Below are 19231 nucleotides of genomic sequence, written 5' to 3'. Positions count from 1 at the left end.
ACCGAGTTCACGCGGTCTGTTCCAGCCGCTAAATTTGTCGTTCGGGAATCTTCCATGCGTCTGTGTAAATTCTTCTTTGTAGGCTGTTTGTCGTTGGTCAGCCTGGCGAGTCATGCCGAAACCCTCAATGGCCTCTATCAAGTACTCGAACCCGTCAGCAGCCAGTCGCCCCAAGAGCGTGACCAGGCGACCCAGCGCGCCGTGCAGACCCTGGTGATCCGCCTGACCGGCGACGCCAAGGCCGCCGACGGCCCAGGCCTGGCGGCCGTTCGTAAAGATCCGCAACAAATCATCAGTCAATATGGCTACGACGCCGGCCCGCCGGAAAGCCTGCAAGTGGATTTCGACCCGGTGAGCACTGATCGCGTCTTGCGTGAAGCTGGCTTGTCGATCTGGGGCAGCAATCGGCCGTCGATCCTCGGCTGGTGGCTGAACGACTCCACCGAAGGCAGCAGCCTGGTGGGTGATGGTCAGACTGTCGCCCAAGCGCTGCGCCGTGCCGCGCAGCACCGGGGCTTGCCGTTGCGCTTGCCCCTGGGCGACCTGGATGAGCAAGTGGTCGCCACCGCACCGAACCTGGAAAGTGCTGACGCCACACCGCTGCGCGACGCTTCTGAGCGTTATGGCGCCGACGCCTTGCTGGCCGTGCATGCTCGCCAGGAAGGCAGCCAATGGCAAGCCAAATGGCGTCTGTGGCTGGGTGACAAGAGCGAGCAGGGCACCGCGCAAGGGGCCGACACCGGCGCTGTGGCCGACGCGGTGATGCTGGCGGTCAGCCAGAAATTGGCGCCGCGCTTTGCGGTCAAGCCTGGCGTGAGCACCGAACAATTACTGGAAGTGCAGGGCATGACCCTGGAGCGTTATGCCGCGCTGGGTCATCTGCTTGAGCCTTTTGGCGGTCAGCCACAGCTCGTGGACGGCAATCGCATCGTGTACCGCGTCAATGGCAGTGCCGATCAATTACGTACCCAGTTGAGCCTGGCCAAGTTGCAGGAAATTCCAGCAGGTGAAGTGCCGGTCCAGCAACCCGTAGTGGATGGCACTCAGCCTGCGATTGCGCCCGAACCTCAGGCGCAACTGCGTTTTCGTTGGTAGCAGTTTTCTTCTTTATATAGATGGAGTGGTTTATGGCGGATACGCGTCGTTGGGTGTGGCTTGGCGGGATTGTCCTGCTGTGCGTTTTTGTGTTCCTGCTGCATTCGATCCTGACGCCGTTCCTGGTCGCGTTGCTGCTGGCCTATCTGTTCGATCCGGTGGTGGATCGCCTGGAGAAGGCCGGGTTGTCGCGGACTTGGGGCGTGGTGGCGGTATTCGCCCTGTTTACCCTGATCATCACGGCGTTGGTGCTGGTGCTGGTGCCGATGCTCGCCAAGCAACTGTTCCGCCTGTATGAGCTGGCGCCGCAGATGCTCGACTGGCTGCAACACACGGCGATGCCGTGGGCTCAGGCCAAGTTGGGGTTGGCGGATGGTTTCTGGAAGTTCGACAAGGTCAAGGCGGCTATCAGCGAGCATATGGGCCAGACCACCGATATCGTCGGTGTGGTCCTCAGCCAGGCGACGGCCTCCAGCCTGGCGTTGATCGGCTGGTTGACCAACCTGGTGCTGATCCCGGTGGTGGCGTTCTACCTGCTGCGCGACTGGGACATCATGATGGCCAAGATTCGCAGCCTGCTGCCGCGCAATCGTGAGGAGCGCATCGTGTCTCTGGCCGAGGAGTGTCATGAAGTGCTCGGCGCATTCGTGCGGGGGCAGTTGCTGGTGATGTTGGCACTGGGGATTATCTACGCCGCTGGCTTGATGGCCATCGGCCTGGAGCTGGGCCTGTTGATCGGCCTGATCGCCGGTCTCGCCGCCATCGTGCCTTATATGGGCTTTGTGATTGGTATCGGTGCGGCGTTGGTGGCGGGGTTGTTCCAGTTTGGCGGTGACCTGTACCCGATGCTGGGGATCGTGGCGGTGTTTATGGTCGGCCAGGCCTTGGAAGGCATGGTGCTAACGCCGTTGCTGGTGGGTGATCGGATCGGCCTGCATCCGGTGGCGGTGATCTTTGCGATCCTGGCGGGCGGTGAGTTGTTCGGCTTCACTGGCATTCTGCTCGCGCTGCCGGTGGCGGCGGTGATCATGGTGCTGGTGCGCCATGTACACGATTTGTATAAGGATTCGGAGGTGTACACGGGGGTTGAAGACCCCGATCTGTAATCCCTCTGTAACAAACCCGGCCCAGGCCGGGTTTGTTGTTTCTGGAGCCGGTGCGTCAAACAATCTGCGTAAATCCAACAAGTTAACGCAAACCTTTGATTTTGCTTGGGGTCTGTTGCATTGTGCGCCCGGCGTCACGGGTATAAACTTTGCAAACTTTACACAGAGGCCACTAACGGTTCGTTTGGAGCCGTTCAGTCAGCATGAAACCGATTCAGCTGCCCTTGGGTGTGCGTCTGCGTGACGACGCCACCTTTATCAACTATTACCCAGGCGCCAATGCCGCTGCACTCGGCTATGTCGAGCGGCTCTGCGAAGCCGACGCCGGGTGGACCGAAAGCCTGATCTATCTGTGGGGCAAGCACGGCGTAGGGCGTACCCACCTGTTGCAGGCCGCGTGCCTGCGGTTCGAGCAGATGGGCGAGCCAGCGGTTTACCTGCCCCTGGCGGAGTTGATGGACCGCGGTATCGGCATCTTCGACCATCTTGAGCAGTACGAGCTGGTGTGCCTGGACGATCTGCAAGCCATCGCCGGCAAGGCGGAGTGGGAAGAGGCGCTGTTCCACCTGTTCAACCGCTTGCGTGACAGCGGTCGGCGCCTGCTGATTGCTGCGTCCACCTCGCCACGCGAGTTACCGATCAAGCTGGCCGACCTCAAGTCGCGCATGACCCTGGCACTGATCTTCCAGATGCGCCCGCTGTCCGACGAAGACAAATTGCGTGCCTTGCAATTGCGTGCCTCCCGTCGCGGCCTGCACCTCACCGACGAGGTGGGGCATTTCATCCTCACCCGCGGCACGCGCAGCATGAGCGCGTTGTTCGACCTGCTTGAACAGCTCGACCAAGCCTCGTTGCAGGCCCAGCGCAAGCTGACCATTCCCTTCCTGAAAGAAACCCTCGGCTGGTAGCCGGCCTGCTGTTTTCGCGGCTTTCGGCAAATTCCAGGCGCCAGAAAACCTGCGTTTGAGCCGGTTTAGCTACGCAAAAGGCAGATATAGGGTGTTAAGGGCTTAGATGTCATAGTCCAAACAAGAAGTCACATAGATCACGATTGAATTTGCAAATCGATGTGATAGAGGGCATAGTCTCGTCTTCTTTACATATCAGCCACGGTCGTGCCCATGCTAAATCGCTTCGCACCCCTCGTGCCCCTCGCACTCGTTACCCTGTTGTTTGGTTGCGCCTCCCACCCTCAACAGGTGGCAGAACAGCAAAAACCACAGGTTCAAAATCAGGCAAAATTCGTTGCTGCACAGTCTGCTTCTGTTTATGAAGAAGAGCTGGCAACGGAAAAAGAACTGGCCAATTTCAATGGCAGCAAGCCTTACCAGCTGCCCGTTCTGGCCGACAGCATCCTCGAACGCGGCATGTCCCTGATCGGTACCCGTTACCGTTTCGGCGGCACCTCTGAAGCCGGTTTCGACTGCAGCGGTTTCATCGGCTACCTGTTCCGCGAAGAAGCTGGCATGAACCTGCCACGCTCCACCCGCGAAATGATCAACGTGGATGCACCGTTGGTCGCACGCAACAACCTCAAGCCCGGTGATCTGCTTTTCTTCAGTACAGCGGGTCGTGGTCGTGTAAGCCATGCCGGTATCTACCTGGGCGATAACCAGTTTATCCACTCCAGCAGCCGTCGCAGTGGCGGTGTCCGGGTCGATAACCTGGGTGACAGCTACTGGAGCAAAACCTTCATCGAAGCCAAGCGCGCACTCGCCATGGCCCCGACGACGGTAACCGCTAGCAAGTAAACTTAAAGTGATACTTGAAGTTTGACGTGTAAGCGCTAGAATCCCTGGACATTGTTGTAATCTGTTCGCGCGAGCTTTGCTTGCGCGTTCTGGTTTTCAGCGTTCGGCAGCGAAAGCCGCATCCAGACCAGGATTGTTCTGCCCATGTCGACCTCGGCCCGCCTGATCCTTATTCTTTGCGCCGCGCTGCTCAGCGCCTGCGCAAGCCGCCCGCCGCCCGCGCCTGTGGCCGTCAAGCCCAAGCCGGTGTTCAACTACTCCACCCAGAATTTCTCGCCTGCGGCCGAAGATGTGCTCTTCCGCGCGCTGGGGCCTGGTCGGCACGCCTTATCGTTGGGGTGGCAACACACCGGACTCCGGGTTTGATTGCAGCGGCCTGATCGGGTTTGTCTTCCGCGATGCTGCCGGCATCTCCCTGCCGCGTACCACCCGCGAACTGATCGTGATGCGCGCCCAGGATGTCAGCGAGCAGAATCTGCAGACCGGCGACTTGTTGTTCTTCGCTACAGGCGGCGGTTCACAGGTCAGCCACGCCGGGATCTACGTCGGCGAAGGCCGCTTTGTGCATGCACCGCAAACCGGCGGTACGGTGAAGCTGGACACCTTGTCCAAGGCGTATTGGCAGAATGCCTACCTGAGTGCCAAGCGCGTGTTGCCGGGCAACCTGGCGCGTAATCCGTAAGAAGCAGCGGCAAGTTTCAAGCTTCAAGCTGCAAGGAGGGGATACCTGCTTGCAGCTATCTGCTTGAAGCTTGCAGCTCGCCCCTCAACCTACTACCCTTCGCCGCTTGTTCCAGGTGCTCTGTGACCCATGGGTCGACGGAGTGAAACAGGGAAGCCGGTGAGTGAGCGCACTTGTACACAGTGTCGCCGCGATTCCGGCGCTGCCCCCGCAACGGTAAATGAGTCAAGACGCTGCCTTTTGCCACTGTATCGCTCGCGATATGGGAAGGCGCAGCGTCGGTCTGCGCCTCTATAAGGCGCGCGCCACTCATGAGCCCGGAGACCGGCCTGCAACATCCAACAGCATCACGGTGGGCGATGCTTGGCTGTCTGTTTTTTCTTTTTCCTGCCCGCCGTTTTTGTTCAGCCCCAACGGAGAGCTGCCATGACCGATTCCCCCGACCGCGACGAACGCCACCTGGCGCGCATGCTGCGCAAAAAAGCCGTGATCGATGAACGCATCGCCAATTCCCCCAACGAGTGCGGCCTGCTGCTGGTGTTGACCGGCAACGGCAAAGGCAAGAGCAGCTCCGCGTTCGGCATGCTGGCCCGTGCCATGGGCCACGGCATGCAGTGCGGTGTGGTGCAGTTCATCAAGGGGCGCAACAGTACGGGTGAAGAGTTGTTCTTCCGCCGTTTCCCCGAGCAAGTACGTTTCCACGTCATGGGCGAAGGCTTCACCTGGGAAACCCAGGATCGCCAGCGCGACATCGCCGCCGCCGAAGCCGCCTGGGCGGTTTCCCGCGAGTTGCTGCAGGACCCTTCCATCGGCCTGGTCGTACTGGATGAGCTGAACATCGCCCTCAAGCATGGCTACCTCGACCTGGACCAGGTACTCAGCGACCTGCAAGCCCGCCCGCCGATGCAACACGTGGTGGTCACCGGCCGTGGCGCCAAGCCTGAACTGATCGAAATGGGCGACACCGTCACCGAAATGGGCATGCTCAAGCACGCGTTCCAGGCCGGTATCAAGGCACAGAAGGGCGTCGAACTTTGAATCAGCCCCGTCATTGCCCGGCCGTCCTGATCGCCGCACCGGCGTCCGGCCAGGGCAAAACCACCGTCACCGCCGCATTGGCCCGCTTGCACCGCAACCTGGGGCGCAAGGTGCGCGTGTTCAAATGCGGCCCGGACTTCCTCGACCCGATGATCCACGAACGCGCCAGCGGTGCACCGGTGTATCAATTGGATATGTGGATGGTGGGCGAGCAGGAAAGTCGCCGCTTGCTGTGGGAAGCGGCGGGGGAGGCGGACCTGATCCTGATCGAAGGCGTGATGGGTCTGTTCGACGGCACGCCGTCCAGCGCCGACCTGGCGCGACACTTTGGTGTGCCGGTGCTTGGTGTGATCGACGGCACCGCCATGGCCCAGACCTTTGGCGCGTTAGCCCTGGGTCTGGCGCTTTATCAGCCGGACTTGCCGTTCGCCGGCGTGCTGGCCAACCGCGTCGGCACCCTGCGCCATGCACAATTGCTTGAAGGCAGCCTTACCGAAGGCCTGCGTTGGTACGGCGCGTTGTCTCGCGAGACCAGTATCGAGCTGCCTAGCCGTCACCTGGGTTTGGTGCAGGCAAGCGAACTGAATGACCTTGATGTACGCCTGGATGCCGCCGCTCAAGCGCTGGGCAGCAGTTGCGAAGTCGCCTTGCCGCCGCCGGTCACCTTTGCCGCGCCTGAAGTGATCGACGCCGAGCCACTGCTTAACGGCGTGCGCATCGCCGTGGCCCGCGACGAAGCCTTCGCGTTCACCTACGGCGCCAGCCTTGACCTGTTGCGGGCAATGGGCGCTGAGCTGAAGTTCTTCTCGCCGATCCACGATCTCCAATTGCCGGACGCCGATAGCCTCTACCTGCCCGGTGGTTACCCGGAACTGCACCACCAGGCACTGTCGCAAAATACCCCGATGCTCGACGCCATCCGCGCTCATCATGCCGCCGGCAAACCGCTGCTCGCCGAATGCGGCGGCATGCTCTACCTGCTGGACTCGCTGACCGATGTCGACGGCACTCGCGCCGAACTGGTCGGCCTGCTGCAAGGCGATGCGGTGATGCAGAAGAAGCTCGCGGCCTTGGCGCTGCAAAATGTCGAATTGCCCGAAGGCACACTGCGCGGCCATACCTATCACCACTCGCTGACCACCACCGAATGGCAGCCGATTGCCCGTGGCCTGAGCCCCAATGGCGGGCGCGGTGCCGAGGCGGTTTATCGGCAGGGGCGGATGACGGCGTCCTACGTACACTTCTATTTCCCCTCGAATCCCCAGGCGGTGGCCGCATTGTTCGCGCCCGATCCAGCACTATGAGCGACAACGCCTTCCCCCAGGCCGACCGCGACGCCGTCTACCGCGCCATCGCCGAACGCCGCGACATGCGCCACTTCAGCGGCGGCACTGTCGCCCCCGAATTGCTGCACCGCCTGCTCCAGGCCGCGCACCAGGCACCCAGTGTCGGCCTGATGCAGCCCTGGCGTTTTATCCGCATCAGCGACCGCCAACTGCGTAGTCAGATTCAACAGTTGGTGGAAGAAGAACGCGTACGCACCGCCGAAGCCCTGGGCGAGCGTTCCGACGAGTTCATGAAGCTCAAGGTCGAAGGCATTCACGACTGCGCCGAAGTGCTGGTAGCGGCGTTGATGGATGATCGTGAGCGGCACATCTTTGGGCGGCGCACCTTGCCGGAAATGGACATGGCGTCATTGTCCTGTGCTATCCAGAATCTGTGGCTGGCGGCCCGTGTCGAAGGGCTGGGCATGGGCTGGGTCTCGCTGTTCGAGCCCCAGGCCCTGGCCGATCTGCTGGGCTTGCCGCCCGGCGCGAAACCGTTGGCCGTGCTGTGCCTGGGGCCGGTGGCCGAGTTCTACCCGGCACCGATGTTGCAACTCGAGGGCTGGACCGAGCCCCGGCCGCTGAGTGACATGTTGTATGAGAATGGGTGGGGAGTGAGTCAATGAGTGTGGCCTTGCTGTGTGTCGCTGCAGTCGCGCTGGATGCGCTGCTGGGCGAACCCAGGCGCTGGCATCCGCTGGTGGCGTTCGGCAATTTCGCCGGGCGCATCGAGCAACGTTTCAATACCGGTGGTCGCGGCTGGCGCAGCCATGGCGTGACCGCGTGGTTTATCGCTGTGGTGCCGCTGACCCTGCTGGCCACGGCGTTGTCCTGGGCGCCGTATATCGGCTGGGTATTGGAGATCCTGGCGTTGTACTGCGCCCTTGGCATGCGCAGTCTCGGTGAACATGTGATCCCGGTGGCCCAGGCCTTGCGCAGTGATGACCTCGAGGAAGCACGCAAGCGCGTGAGCTACCTGGTGAGCCGTCAGACCAGTGAGCTGGACCGCACCGAAGTCGCCCGCGCCGCCACCGAGTCGGTGCTGGAAAACGGCAGCGATGCGGTGTTTGCTGCGATTTTCTGGTTTGTCGTCGCGGGTGTGCCGGGCGTGGTGCTTTACCGCCTGAGCAACACCCTCGACGCCATGTGGGGCTATCGCAACGAACGTTTCGAGCGTTTCGGCTGGGCGGCGGCAAAGATCGACGATGTGCTGAACTACATTCCTGCGCGCCTGGTGGCGTTGACCTACGCCGTACTGGGCAGGACGCGCCTGGCGCTCAAATGCTGGCGCACCCAGGGCCCGACCTGGGACAGCCCCAACGCGGGCCCGGTCATGGCGGCCGGTGCCGGTGCGCTTGGCGTGGAGTTGGGCGGCGCCGCGATCTATCACGGCGAAGTGCACCAGCGTCCGCAACTGGGCGAAGGCCCTCCGGCGGATGCCGATTCCATCGACCGAGGCTGGCAACTGGTGCAGCGCGGCGTATGGTTGTGGCTGCTGATCCTATGCGCGGGGGCGCAATTCTATGCTTGAGCACGGTGGCCGGCTGCGTAAGGCGGCGATTCAGTACGGGATTGCCGAGGCCGATTGGCTCGACTTGTCCAGCGGCCTCGCGCCCTGGCCCTGGCCGATCCCCGAGATCCCGCTGCGGGCCTGGGCACGCCTGCCAGAAACCGACGATGGCCTGGAGCAGGCCGCCAGCGAATACTACGGCGCTGCGCACGTGTTGCCGGTGCCCGGTTCCCAGGCGGCCATCCAGTTGCTGCCACGCCTGCGCCGAGCGGGCAAAGTCGGCGTGCTGTCGCCGTGTTATGCCGAACACGCCGAAGCCTGGCGTCGCGCCGGCTACGTGGTGCGCGAAGTGCAGGAGCAGGAAGTCGACTTCTTTCTCGATGGTCTCGACGTGCTGGTGGTGGTCAACCCCAACAATCCCACCGGCCTGAGCCTGACCCCGCAACGTTTGCTGGACTGGCACTCGCGGCTGGCCCAGCGCGGCGGCTGGCTGGTGGTAGACGAAGCCTTCATGGATGTCACCCCTCAACTGAGCCTGGCGGGCCAGGCCCATCAGGTTGGCCTGATCGTGTTGCGCTCGTTCGGCAAATTCTTCGGCCTGGCCGGGGTGCGGCTGGGTTTTGTGTTGGCCGAGCGCAAGCTGCTCAAGTTGCTGGCCGAACAGGTCGGCCCTTGGGCGGTCAGCGGGCCGACGCGGGTGTTGGGCCAGGTATGCCTGCGCGACACGGCCGGGCATGCGCGGCAACGCACGCGTTGCATCGAGGCGGGCGAGCGGTTGTTCGCCCTGCTAGAGCGCCACGGCTTCCAGCCCCAGGGCGGCTGCGCGTTGTTTCAATGGCTGATCACGCCCCACGCCGAACGCATGCACGAATTCATGGCCCAGCGCGGCATTTTGCTGCGGCTGTTTGTCCATGACAGCAGCCTGCGCCTTGGCCTGCCCGATACCGAGGCTGACTGGCTGCGTCTGGATCAAGCCCTGCTCGCCTATAAGGACGCCACATGAGTACGCTGATGGTGCAAGGCACCACCTCCGACGCCGGCAAAAGTACCTTGGTGACCGCGCTGTGCCGCTGGTTGGTCCGCCAGGGCGTGGCGGTGGCGCCGTTCAAGCCGCAGAACATGGCGCTCAACAGCGCCGTGACCGCCGAAGGCGGCGAAATCGGCCGCGCCCAGGCCGTGCAGGCCCAGGCCGCCCACCTGGCGCCGCACACCGACATGAACCCGGTGTTGCTCAAGCCCAACAGCGACACCGGCTCCCAAGTCATCATCCACGGTCGCGCCGTCACCAGCATGAACGCGGTGGCCTATCACGACTACAAAGCCATCGCGATGCAGGCGGTGCTGGCCTCCCACGCCCGGTTGAGCCAGGCCTACCCGGTGGTGATGGTGGAAGGCGCGGGCTCTCCGGCGGAGATCAACCTGCGCGCCAATGACATCGCCAACATGGGCTTCGCCGAGGCGGTGGATTGCCCGGTGTTGCTGATCGCCGATATCAATCGTGGCGGCGTGTTTGCCCATCTGGTCGGCACCCTGGAACTGCTGTCGCCCACGGAACAGGCGCGGGTCAAAGGCTTTATCATCAATCGTTTTCGCGGTGACATCGCGCTGTTGCAACCCGGCCTGGACTGGCTGGAAGCGCGCACCGGCAAACCGGTGGTCGGCGTGTTGCCCTATGTGATGGACCTGCATCTGGAAGCTGAAGACGGCATCGACAGGCGCCAGATCGACAAGGCGGCCCAGGTACTCAAGGTGGTGGTGCCGGTGTTGCCGCGCATCAGCAACCACACGGATTTCGACCCACTGCGCCTGCATCCCCAAGTGGATCTGCAATTTATCGGGCCAGGCCAGCCGATCCCGGCTGCCGACCTGATCATCCTCCCCGGCTCGAAAAGCGTGCGCAGCGACTTGGCGTACTTGCGCGCCAACGGCTGGGACACGGCCGTGGCGCGGCACTTGCGCTATGGCGGCAAGGTGCTGGGTATTTGCGGTGGCCTGCAGATGCTTGGCGAGCAGGTGCATGACCCGTTGGGCCTGGAAGGGGCTGCCGGTTCCAGCGATGGCCTTGGGCTGCTGGCGTTCAGCACTACGCTGGAAGAAGAGAAGCAGTTGCGCAATGTACGTGGGCGTCTGTTGCTGGAGGATGCTGAAGTCAGCGGCTATGAGATTCATGCGGGCGTGACGTCCGGCGAAGCATTGCTTAACGCTGCTGTGTTGTTGGATGACGGTCGCACGGACGGTGCTCAAAGCGCTGATGGACAGATCCTTGGTACTTACCTGCACGGGTTGTTCGAAAACCCGGCGGCGTGTAGTGCCTTGCTGCGCTGGGCTGGATTGCAGGACGTGCAGGCAGTGGATTATCACGGGTTGCGTGAGCGTGATATCGAGCGTCTGGCGGATTTGGTGGAGAACCACTTGGATACCGATTTGTTACGCAAGCTGTGTGGGGTTTGACGGTGAGTACGCGGTCCCAATGTGGGAGCGGGCTTGCTCGCGAAGGCGGTGTTTCGGTGTGCATATCCGTTGCTGCGGTAACGGCTGAATATGGTTCCGCTCTTACAGCGGGTCACTTTTGGAAGAGCCCAAAAGTAACCAAAAGGCTCTCGCCCCACCACTCGGCACCTCGCCTAGGCTCGGTGTGCCCTCGCTCCGGCTTGAATCCGTGGGCCGCCGTCATGGGCCATCCTTGGCCCAGGACGGCTAACCCGGCGTCCTGCCGGGTTACCCACGGATTCAAGCCTGCGCTCGGCCAGCGTGGTTTTACGGGGCGCTTGAGATCAACATCAACAGCCAGATCAAACGCTGATCAGCTTTTCTGTAGGAGCGGGCTTGCCCGCGATGGCGGCCTGACTGCCAACCAAATCCCACCAGCCCAAGGTGCGATCCCATGCTCCAACTAATACTCGGCGGAGCCCGTTCCGGCAAAAGTCGTCTCGCCGAAAAGCTCGCCAGCGACAGTGGTTTGCCCGTCACTTATATCGCCACCAGCCAGCCGTTGGATGGTGAGATGAATGAGCGCGTCGCGCTGCATCGCCAGCGTCGCCCTGACCATTGGGGCCTCATCGAAGAACCCGTCGAACTGGCTCATGTACTACGCGAAAACGCGGCTGTCGGGCAATGCCTGCTAGTGGATTGCCTGACCCTTTGGCTGACCAATCTGCTGATGCTGGAGGACCCGGATCGCCTGGCGTCCGAACGCGATCAACTGCTGGAAACCCTGGCCACGCTGCCGGGTGAAATCATTTTTGTCAGCAACGAGACCGGTCTGGGTGTCGTGCCGCTGGGCGAATTGACTCGCCGCTATGTGGATGAAGCCGGTTGGCTGCATCAAGCCTTGGCCGAGCGCTGCCAGCGTGTTGTCCTGACGGTTGCCGGCCTGCCCCTGACTTTGAAAGGTACTGCGTTATGACTGACACCTGGTGGCTCAACCCTTGTAAGGCGATTGACGCTCAATCGTACGAACACGCCCTGGCTCGCCAGCAGCAATTGACTAAGCCGGCCGGCTCCCTCGGGCAGTTGGAGGCGCTGGCGGTGCAATTGGCGGGCTTGCAGGGCCAGGTCAAACCGTTGGTGGATCACGTGTGGATCGCCATCTTTGCCGGTGACCATGGCGTGGTCGCGGAAGGTGTGTCGGCGTTTCCCCAGGCAGTGACCGGGCAGATGCTGCACAACTTTGTCAGCGGTGGCGCCGCCATCAGTGTGTTGGCGCGGCAGTTGGACGCGCAGTTGGAAGTGGTCGACCTCGGCACGGTCACGCCGTCCCTGGACCTGCCCGGTGTGCGTCACCTGAATATCGGCGCGGGCACCGCCAATTTCGTCAACGGCCCGGCGATGACTGAGGCCCAAGGGCAACTCGCCCTGCAAGCCGGTCGCGACAGCGCGCGGCGTGCGTTGGCAGGTGGGGCGCAGCTGTTTATCGGCGGCGAGATGGGCATCGGCAACACCACCGCCGCCAGTGCGTTGGCGTGTGCCTTGCTCGATTGCCCGGTCAGTGACCTCACTGGGGCCGGGGACGGGGTTGAATGCCCAAGGCGTCAGCCACAAAGTGGCCGTGATCGAGCGCGCCCTGGCGCTGCACGCCGGCCAGCGTGGTGATGCGTTGCAGACGCTGTTCAATCTGGGCGGCTTTGAAATTGCCGCGCTGGTGGGCGCGTACCTGGCCTGCGCGCAGGAAGGCATCGTGGTATTGGTGGATGGCTTTATCTGCAGCGTCGCGGCGCTGGTCGCGACACGTTTGAATCCGGCCTGCCGTGACTGGCTGGTGTTCGGCCATCGCGGCGCCGAACCGGGCCATCGCCATGTGCTGCAAAGCCTCGACGCGCAGCCGCTGCTGGAACTGGGCCTGCGCCTGGGCGAAGGCAGCGGCGCGGCGTTGGCAGTTCCGTTGTTGCGCCTGGCTTGTGCGTTGCACGGGCAGATGGCGACCTTCGCCGAAGCGGCTGTGGCAGATCGCCCGGCATGACCTTGCGCCTGGACTTGCTGCGCCACGGTGAAACCGAGCTGGGCGGCGGATTGCGCGGCAGCCTGGACGATGCGCTCACCGCCAATGGCTGGGCGCAGATGCGCGCGGCCGTGGTGGCGCAGGGACCGTGGGACCGTCTGGTCAGCTCGCCGCTGCAACGCTGCGCGCGGTTTGCCGAGGAATTGGGGGCTCAACTCAAGCTGCCGGTGAGCCTGGAAAAAGATCTGCAAGAGCTGCACTTCGGTGCCTGGGAAGGGCACAGTGCAGCAGCCTTGATGGAGACCGACGCGGAAGGGCTGGGGTTGTTCTGGGCTGACCCTTACAGTTTTACACCGCCGGAGGGCGAGCCTGTCAGCGCCTTTTCCGAGCGGGTCCTGGGCGCTGTCGCACGCTTGCATCAGGCCTATTCCGGTGAGCGTGTGCTGTTGATCAGTCATGGCGGAGTGATGCGTCTGTTACTGGCGCGAGCGCGTGGTCTGCCAAGGGAGCAACTGTTGAATGTCGAAGTGGGCCATGGCGGGTTGTTCAGCCTGCACGTCGATGCTGACGGCACACTGACGGAAGGCGTGTAGACATGCTGCCCTTCTGGATCGCCCTGCAATTTCTCAGCAGCCTGCCGATTCGCCTGCCGGGTATGCCGCAGCCTCAGGAGTTGGGACGCTCACTGCTGTTTTATCCGGTGGTGGGTTTGTTGTTCGGCGTGCTGTTGTGGGGCTTGAATTCGGTATTGATGGGCGCCCCGTTGCTGCTGCACGCCGCATTGTTGCTGACGGCCTGGGTGTTGCTCAGTGGTGGCCTGCACCTGGACGGCTTGGCGGACAGCGCCGATGCCTGGCTCGGCGGTTTTGGCGACCGCGAGCGCACACTGACGATCATGAAGGACCCCCGCAGCGGTCCGATTGCCGTGGTCACGCTCGGGTTGGTGCTGCTGCTCAAGTTCACCGCGTTGGTGGCTTTGATCGAGCAGCGCAACGGCGCCGCACTGATCCTGGCGCCGCTGATCGGCCGCGCCTCGATGCTGGCGCTGTTTCTTACCACCCGCTATGTGCGTGCTGGTGGATTGGGTCAGGCATTGTCGGATCATTTACCGAGAATCGTCGGCCAACAGGTACTGATCCTCAGTGGTTTGGCCTGCATTCTTATCGGCGGCTTCAGCGGTGGGATGGCTGTATTGCTCGCTGCGATCTGCTTTATCGGGCTGCGCCATTTGATGGTCAACCGCCTGGGCGGCACCACGGGTGATACCGCAGGCGCCTTGCTGGAGCTGCTGGAAGTCGCGGTTCTGGTTGGCCTGGCGCTGTAACACTTTCTTGCATTCCCTCAATCGCGGGTATATACACCTTCCATGCTTGCCTCCCAATGTTTGTGTACCAACCTGCGACGTGCCGCCCGTGGCGTCAGCAGGCATTACGACGGCGCTCTTGATGGCTTCGGGATCAATGTCGCCCAGTATTCTTTGCTGTGTAACTTGCAGCGCCTCGATCAGCCGAGCATTTCCAGCCTGGCGGAAGCCATGGGCCTGGATCGCAGCACGTTGGGGCGTAACCTGCGGGTGCTGGAAGGCGAGGGCCTGGTGCGGTTGGTAGAAGGCGATGACCTGCGCAACCGTCTGGTGATGTTGACCGAGGACGGTGAAGCACGACTGGCCGCGGCATTACCCGCCTGGGAAGCGGCGCAGCAGAAATTGATCGATCAACTCGGCGCGGAAAAACGCGAAACCTTGTTGGCCTTGCTGGACGAACTCGCCTGAGCGCGGGTTGGTTCGAATACAAGCGGGTATATACCCGCGAGCGGAGAATAAGAAATGACCTCGATGTGGCGCACCAGTGGCTGGATTCTTGTAGGGAGTGCGCTGATCCTGGCGTTGTCGTTGGGCGTGCGGCACGGTTTTGGCCTGTTCCTGGCGCCGATGAGCAGCGAATTCGGCTGGGGCCGTGAGACCTTCGCCTTTGCCATCGCCTTGCAGAATCTGATCTGGGGCCTGGCGCAGCCGTTCACCGGCGCCCTGGCCGACCGTTTTGGTGCGACTAAAGCGGTGTTTGTCGGCGGCGTCCTTTACGCGGCGGGCCTGGTGTTGATGGGTATGTCCGATTCGGCGTGGTCGCTGTCCCTCAGTGCGGGCCTGCTGATTGGTATCGGCCTGTCCGGCACGTCGTTCTCGGTGATTCTCGGCGTGGTCGGCCGGGCCGTGGCGCCGGAAAAACGCAGCATGGCCATGGGCATCGCGAGTGCTGCAGGTTCGTTCGGCCAGTTCGCCATGGTGCCGGGCACCCTGGGTTTGATCAGTTGGTTGGGCTGGTCCGCAGCACTGCTGGCGCTGGGGCTGATGGTGGCACTGATTCTGCCGCTGGTCGCCATGCTCAAGGATCGTCCATTGCCGGTGCTGGCCGGTCAGCAAACCTTGCGCGAAGCCTTGAAGGAAGCCTGTTCCCATTCCGGTTTCTGGCTGTTGGCCTTCGGCTTTTTTGTCTGCGGTTTCCAGGTGGTGTTTATCGGCGTGCATTTGCCAGCCTACCTGGTGGACCAGCACTTGCCGGCCACCGTCGGTACAACGGTGCTGGCGTTGATTGGGCTATTCAACATCTTCGGCACCTACACCGCCGGTTGGCTCGGTGGGCGCATGTCCAAGCCGCGCTTGTTGACTGGTTTGTACCTGCTGCGTGCGGTGGTGATCGTGCTGTTCCTGTGGGCGCCGGTCACCGAGGTCACGGCCTACCTGTTCGGCATGGCGATGGGCTTCCTGTGGCTGTCCACCGTGCCGCTGACCAACGGTACCGTCGCTACGTTGTTTGGTGTGCGAAACCTCTCCATGCTCGGTGGGATCGTGTTCCTGTTCCACCAGCTCGGTTCGTTCCTGGGCGGCTGGTTGGGCGGGGTGGTCTATGATCGAACTGGCAACTACGATTTGATCTGGCAGGTGGCGATCCTGTTGAGTCTGCTCGCCGCGGCCCTGAATTGGCCGGTACGCGAGCGGCCAGTGGCGCGATTGCAGGCGCAGATGGAGGCGGCATGAGCATAGCGGTACGCGGTGTGATATTCGCTGCAGTGTTGGTTTTGATGTTGCTGGCCTGGTGGGGCTGGCAAAACGGCGGGCTGGCATTGATGCAACTGGGCATGTCGATCTGTTAAGTTCGTGGTCTGAATACTTTCAAGGACACACCACATGCAGATGCGCTGGCTCGCTGTACCCGTCCTGATGGCCATTGGCAGTGCCGCCATGGCTGCCAGTTGCCCGCCGCTGTTGGACGGCCAATTGCCCAAGCTGCGCGCCAAGGAATCCATCGACCTTTGCCAGCGCTTCGCCGGCAAGCCCTTGGTCATCGTCAACACCGCCAGCTTTTGCGGGTTCGCTCCACAATTCAAAAGCCTCGAAGCCTTGTACCAGCGTTACAAGGGCGAAGGGCTGGAAGTGATCGGCGTGCCGTCAGATGACTTCAAGCAGGAAGCCAAGACCGGCGAAGAAACCGCCAAGGTCTGCTACGTGAATTACGGCGTGACCTTCACCATGACCGAGCCACAGAAGGTCAAGGGACCGGATGCGGTGCACCTGTTCAAGGTATTGGCGCAGCAGACCGACGCACCGCCGAAGTGGAATTTCTACAAGTACGTGGTGGATCGGCAGGGCAAGGTGATTGCCAATTTTTCCAGCCTTACCAAGCCGGACAGTCCGGACATGATCAAGGCAGTGGAGGAGGCGATAGCGTCCAAGCCTTGATCGCCAGCCATTAAAAAGCCCCGCCTCCTTTGCAGGAGAGCGGGGCTTTTTTACACCGGTCTGGATCAGAAGGTGTAAGTCATGCCCAGGCCGAAACCGTTGGCGCTGTTTTGGTATTTGGCTTGGTAGTTCGACGGAAGGGAGGTGTTGTTGACCTTGACGTCTTCTTCCTTGAGGTAGGAGTAAGCCAGGTCGACGGTCATGTTATCCATCACTTTGTAGCCAAGACCCACGCTGAAGATCGTACGGTCGCCGGTAGGAATACGTGGCGAGCGATCTTTGTTGTTGGTTGGCGACTGGTCGAAGGTCAGGCCGGTACGCAGCACTACCTGCTTGGTCAACTGGTACGAAGTACCCACGGCGTAAGCCCAGGTGTCATGCCAGTTTTGCTCTTCGGTGATGTTGCTGATTCGGCTTGGGGCCAAGCCACCACCGTTTACGGCAGTCACGCCTTCGTTTTTGACGGTGATTTCTTTCAGGCGGCTCCAGCGTGTCCAGGTCGCACCGCCGTACAGTTTCCATGCGTCAGTCAGGTCTTGCGTCACCGACAGGTCATAGGATTCTGGGGTGTCGATTTTCAAGGAGGCATCGTAACGGTTGTTACGCAGGGCCGTTTGAGTTTGGGCCGGGCCGCTGACGGTGGTGTGACCTTCCAGCTTGTACTTGACCTTCGAGTGGTAGGTCAGGGCCGACGCGGGTGGTGTCGGTCGCTTGGACCAATACGCCGAAGTTGAAGCCGAGCGCAGTGTCGTCACCCTTGATCTTGACGTTGGTGTCACCGAACGGGGCACCAATCACCAGTGTTTTATCCGACTCGAGCACACCGGAAATACGGTTGATCGTCGGACCAAAGCCAATGGATACTCGATCGTTGAACGCATAGCTGACAGTTGGCTGGAAGGTCATGACCTTCACTTCGCTCTTGCTGCCGAACCCACGGCCCTGGAAGCCGCTTTCGTAGTCGGTCACCAGGCCGAACGGAGCATAAACGCCGAAGCCGATAGCCCACTGGTCATTGAGTTTGTTGGTGTAGAAACCAAATGGCACCGCGGTGAACGGAACCATGTCACCTTTGTTGGAGCCGCTTGGGCGGCCGCTTGCATCTTTGATATCGGTCGAAGCATCAATCGCAGCGACACCACCGGTGATTTGCTGGCCATTCAGGCGAGACATACCGGCAGGGTTACCGTAAACAGTGCTTGCATCATCGGCAGAAGAAGAGCGACCTGCGAAACCCGTACCCATCCCGCTGACGCTCTGTTCGTTCAGTGCGAAACCGCTTGCGAACAGGTGGGAGGATGCCATGGCAACGGCGAGGCTAAGTGTGGTCTTGAGCATTACTTTTTTCATTATTAGAACTCCGTGGTGATCACCGCTGCGGAAAGTAACAATAATTTTAAGATCGCGCTATAGGCTGTAATGTAGGAGATAGAGCGGTTTTGTAGGACAATCCGACCAAATTCCAGGGTTTTTGGCGAATCTTGCAAATTGCCCGGTCAGCAAACCACCTGATTCATGGGTGAAACACAGGTTTGCCAGGCTTGAGTGAAATCGCGCAGCCTTCCTTGTGGATGAAAAATTTCTTTCCAGATACGCGCCATGGCCAGTACGTCACCGGGCGGAGGCAGTGCGGGGGTGTGTTGTTCGACCAACAACCAGGCAATGGCGGTGGCGTAACGCAGGTTGACGGTGAGCTCCAATTGCGGGGCGCTGAGGAACGCGTGCTGGCTCGCAAGCCCGCGTACCAGGCTGGCGCGCTCGGGGTCCAGCGCCAGGTAGTTATCCCACAAGGCGCGGTGGCGCGGTTCGGTGATGCTGTACAGGCCATGCCCACGGCGGTCGTGCAGCGCGGAACCGAGTTCCGACTGGCTGGCGGCAATGCCCAGCAGCAGGGACTCGGCCGTCGGGTTATGGCGGCCGAGGTACATCAAGGTCGGCCGGATCACATAACGACACAATTCGCTGGCAGCGATACCCATACACGCCTCAATCCGTGAAAGTGGTCGACGAAGCCTGAGAAGGTGGGGGCTTGGCAGCAGTGGATCGGATCTCAGGCTCGCCGGAAGCGGATCATGCCGCTTGAGTTGAAGTGTAGTGTCATATTTGTGATGTAAAGGACTGTTTTTAAAACATCTTCTTCATTTAGTTATAACGTTTATATCTATTCGAACTTAGTGCAAAAGCTCAATAAGCAAATTCCGGGCAATAAAAAACCCTGCTTTTCAAACAGGGTTTTTGTGTTTCAGCGACTCGGGTCGATCAGGCAGTCAGCGCCTGACGGGTACGCTCGATCACGGCCTGCAGCGGTTCTGCGCTGGAGTATTGATCGGGGTACAGGCGTTCGCTGTGACGAGCGATGCCGTGTTCGTTGACCAGGGTGAAGCTGAAGCAGCCTTTGCGAGCGGCCATTATCAGGCAGTTCATTGGAGCAAAAGCGTTGGTGAGGGTGCGAATGGCATCCTGAGTATGGATTTGAGCGTTCATATTATTGGTGTTCCTACAAATGACACGGATAAGAACCGTGCCGTATTAAAACGTTCCAGCGACGTT

The 19231-nt window shown here is 61.3% G+C and carries 19 protein-coding genes, 3 pseudogenes and 1 riboswitch; of the genes and pseudogenes, 18 read left to right on the top strand and 4 right to left on the bottom strand.

Annotated features, from left to right (window positions below; translation table 11 throughout):
* The first annotated feature begins 54 nt into the window (after positions 1 to 54).
* The 4 genes from AYR47_RS29175 (at position 55) to AYR47_RS29160 (ending at position 3952) form a co-directional block, all read left to right on the top strand.
* On the top strand, positions 55 to 1095 hold the full coding sequence (locus AYR47_RS29175; RefSeq protein ID WP_061449205.1) for a DUF2066 domain-containing protein: 1041 nt from the start codon (positions 55 to 57) through the stop codon (positions 1093 to 1095).
* 32 nt (positions 1096 to 1127) lie between these two features.
* Positions 1128 to 2201 carry an AI-2E family transporter gene (locus tag AYR47_RS29170; protein WP_033900692.1) on the top strand — a complete coding sequence of 358 codons (1074 nt, stop codon included), beginning with the start codon at positions 1128 to 1130 and terminating at the stop codon, positions 2199 to 2201.
* Between the two features lie 203 nt (positions 2202 to 2404).
* Positions 2405 to 3109, top strand: a complete 705-nt coding sequence (gene hda, locus AYR47_RS29165) for a DnaA regulatory inactivator Hda (RefSeq protein ID WP_010208669.1) — start codon at positions 2405 to 2407, stop codon at positions 3107 to 3109.
* Positions 3110 to 3322: 213 nt separating this feature from the next.
* Positions 3323 to 3952: a C40 family peptidase gene (locus tag AYR47_RS29160; RefSeq protein WP_033900694.1), complete on the top strand. Its 630-nt coding sequence runs from the start codon at positions 3323 to 3325 to the stop codon at positions 3950 to 3952.
* 35 nt (positions 3953 to 3987) lie between these two features.
* Here AYR47_RS29160 and AYR47_RS33085 read toward each other — a convergent pair whose 3' ends face one another.
* Positions 3988 to 4206, bottom strand: coding sequence for a hypothetical protein (locus tag AYR47_RS33085; protein ID WP_237142579.1), 219 nt, complete (start codon positions 4204 to 4206; stop codon positions 3988 to 3990).
* Here AYR47_RS33085 and AYR47_RS29155 point away from each other — a divergent pair.
* The 14 genes and pseudogenes from AYR47_RS29155 (at position 4178) to AYR47_RS29090 (ending at position 16681) form a co-directional block, all read left to right on the top strand.
* Positions 4178 to 4634: pseudogene (locus tag AYR47_RS29155) on the top strand (C40 family peptidase). The gene AYR47_RS33085 and the pseudogene AYR47_RS29155 overlap by 29 nt on opposite strands.
* Before the next feature lie 96 nt (positions 4635 to 4730).
* Positions 4731 to 4981, top strand: a riboswitch (cobalamin riboswitch).
* Positions 4982 to 5060: 79 nt separating this feature from the next.
* The gene (gene cobO, locus AYR47_RS29150) at positions 5061 to 5672 is read left to right on the top strand and encodes a cob(I)yrinic acid a,c-diamide adenosyltransferase (RefSeq protein WP_010208674.1); all 612 of its coding nucleotides are present in this window, start codon (positions 5061 to 5063) and stop codon (positions 5670 to 5672) included.
* Entirely contained in the window at positions 5669 to 6976 is a 1308-nt protein-coding gene (locus AYR47_RS29145) for a cobyrinate a,c-diamide synthase (RefSeq protein ID WP_061449204.1), read from the top strand. Before cobO ends, AYR47_RS29145 begins: the two co-directional genes overlap by 4 nt.
* Positions 6973 to 7623 (top strand): 5,6-dimethylbenzimidazole synthase, encoded by a 651-nt coding sequence (gene bluB, locus AYR47_RS29140; protein WP_033900696.1) that lies wholly within the window; start codon positions 6973 to 6975, stop codon positions 7621 to 7623. The genes AYR47_RS29145 and bluB overlap by 4 nt, the downstream gene beginning before the upstream one ends.
* Positions 7620 to 8528: an adenosylcobinamide-phosphate synthase CbiB gene (gene cbiB, locus AYR47_RS29135; protein WP_061449203.1), complete on the top strand. Its 909-nt coding sequence runs from the start codon at positions 7620 to 7622 to the stop codon at positions 8526 to 8528. Before bluB ends, cbiB begins: the two co-directional genes overlap by 4 nt.
* The gene (gene cobD, locus AYR47_RS29130) at positions 8521 to 9510 is read left to right on the top strand and encodes a threonine-phosphate decarboxylase CobD (protein WP_033900698.1); all 990 of its coding nucleotides are present in this window, start codon (positions 8521 to 8523) and stop codon (positions 9508 to 9510) included. Before cbiB ends, cobD begins: the two co-directional genes overlap by 8 nt.
* A complete protein-coding gene (locus tag AYR47_RS29125; RefSeq protein ID WP_061449202.1) occupies positions 9507 to 10958 on the top strand; it encodes a cobyric acid synthase in 1452 nt (483 codons plus the stop codon). The genes cobD and AYR47_RS29125 overlap by 4 nt, the downstream gene beginning before the upstream one ends.
* A gap of 433 nt (positions 10959 to 11391) precedes the next feature.
* Entirely contained in the window at positions 11392 to 11913 is a 522-nt protein-coding gene (gene cobU, locus AYR47_RS29120) for a bifunctional adenosylcobinamide kinase/adenosylcobinamide-phosphate guanylyltransferase (RefSeq protein WP_061449201.1), read from the top strand.
* Positions 11910 to 12966: pseudogene (gene cobT / locus AYR47_RS29115) on the top strand (nicotinate-nucleotide--dimethylbenzimidazole phosphoribosyltransferase). Before cobU ends, cobT begins: the two are co-directional and overlap by 4 nt.
* Positions 12963 to 13538, top strand: coding sequence for an alpha-ribazole phosphatase family protein (gene cobC / locus AYR47_RS29110; protein WP_061449200.1), 576 nt, complete (start codon positions 12963 to 12965; stop codon positions 13536 to 13538). Before cobT ends, cobC begins: the two are co-directional and overlap by 4 nt.
* A 2-nt stretch (positions 13539 to 13540) precedes the next feature.
* Positions 13541 to 14269 (top strand): adenosylcobinamide-GDP ribazoletransferase, encoded by a 729-nt coding sequence (locus AYR47_RS29105; protein ID WP_061449199.1) that lies wholly within the window; start codon positions 13541 to 13543, stop codon positions 14267 to 14269.
* A 42-nt stretch (positions 14270 to 14311) separates the two neighbouring features.
* Positions 14312 to 14716, top strand: coding sequence for a MarR family winged helix-turn-helix transcriptional regulator (locus tag AYR47_RS29100; RefSeq protein WP_038847945.1), 405 nt, complete (start codon positions 14312 to 14314; stop codon positions 14714 to 14716).
* A 63-nt stretch (positions 14717 to 14779) separates the two neighbouring features.
* Positions 14780 to 15979 (top strand): MFS transporter, encoded by a 1200-nt coding sequence (locus AYR47_RS29095; RefSeq protein WP_161630248.1) that lies wholly within the window; start codon positions 14780 to 14782, stop codon positions 15977 to 15979.
* A 150-nt stretch (positions 15980 to 16129) separates the two neighbouring features.
* Positions 16130 to 16681, top strand: a complete 552-nt coding sequence (locus AYR47_RS29090; protein WP_061449198.1) for a glutathione peroxidase — start codon at positions 16130 to 16132, stop codon at positions 16679 to 16681.
* A 65-nt stretch (positions 16682 to 16746) separates the two neighbouring features.
* Here AYR47_RS29090 and AYR47_RS29085 read toward each other — a convergent pair.
* From AYR47_RS29085 to AYR47_RS29075, 3 genes and pseudogenes are all read right to left on the bottom strand, one after another.
* Positions 16747 to 18031, bottom strand: a pseudogene (locus AYR47_RS29085) (OmpP1/FadL family transporter).
* 146 nt (positions 18032 to 18177) lie between these two features.
* Positions 18178 to 18660, bottom strand: a complete 483-nt coding sequence (locus tag AYR47_RS29080; RefSeq protein ID WP_033900718.1) for a hypothetical protein — start codon at positions 18658 to 18660, stop codon at positions 18178 to 18180.
* A gap of 280 nt (positions 18661 to 18940) precedes the next feature.
* Entirely contained in the window at positions 18941 to 19165 is a 225-nt protein-coding gene (locus AYR47_RS29075; protein WP_005790139.1) for a hypothetical protein, read from the bottom strand.
* Positions 19166 to 19231 lie beyond the last annotated feature (66 nt).

Source organism: Pseudomonas azotoformans (assembly GCF_001579805.1).
Lineage (GTDB): Bacteria > Pseudomonadota > Gammaproteobacteria > Pseudomonadales > Pseudomonadaceae > Aquipseudomonas > Aquipseudomonas azotoformans_A.
This window is presented reverse-complemented; position numbering and strand designations above follow the sequence as displayed.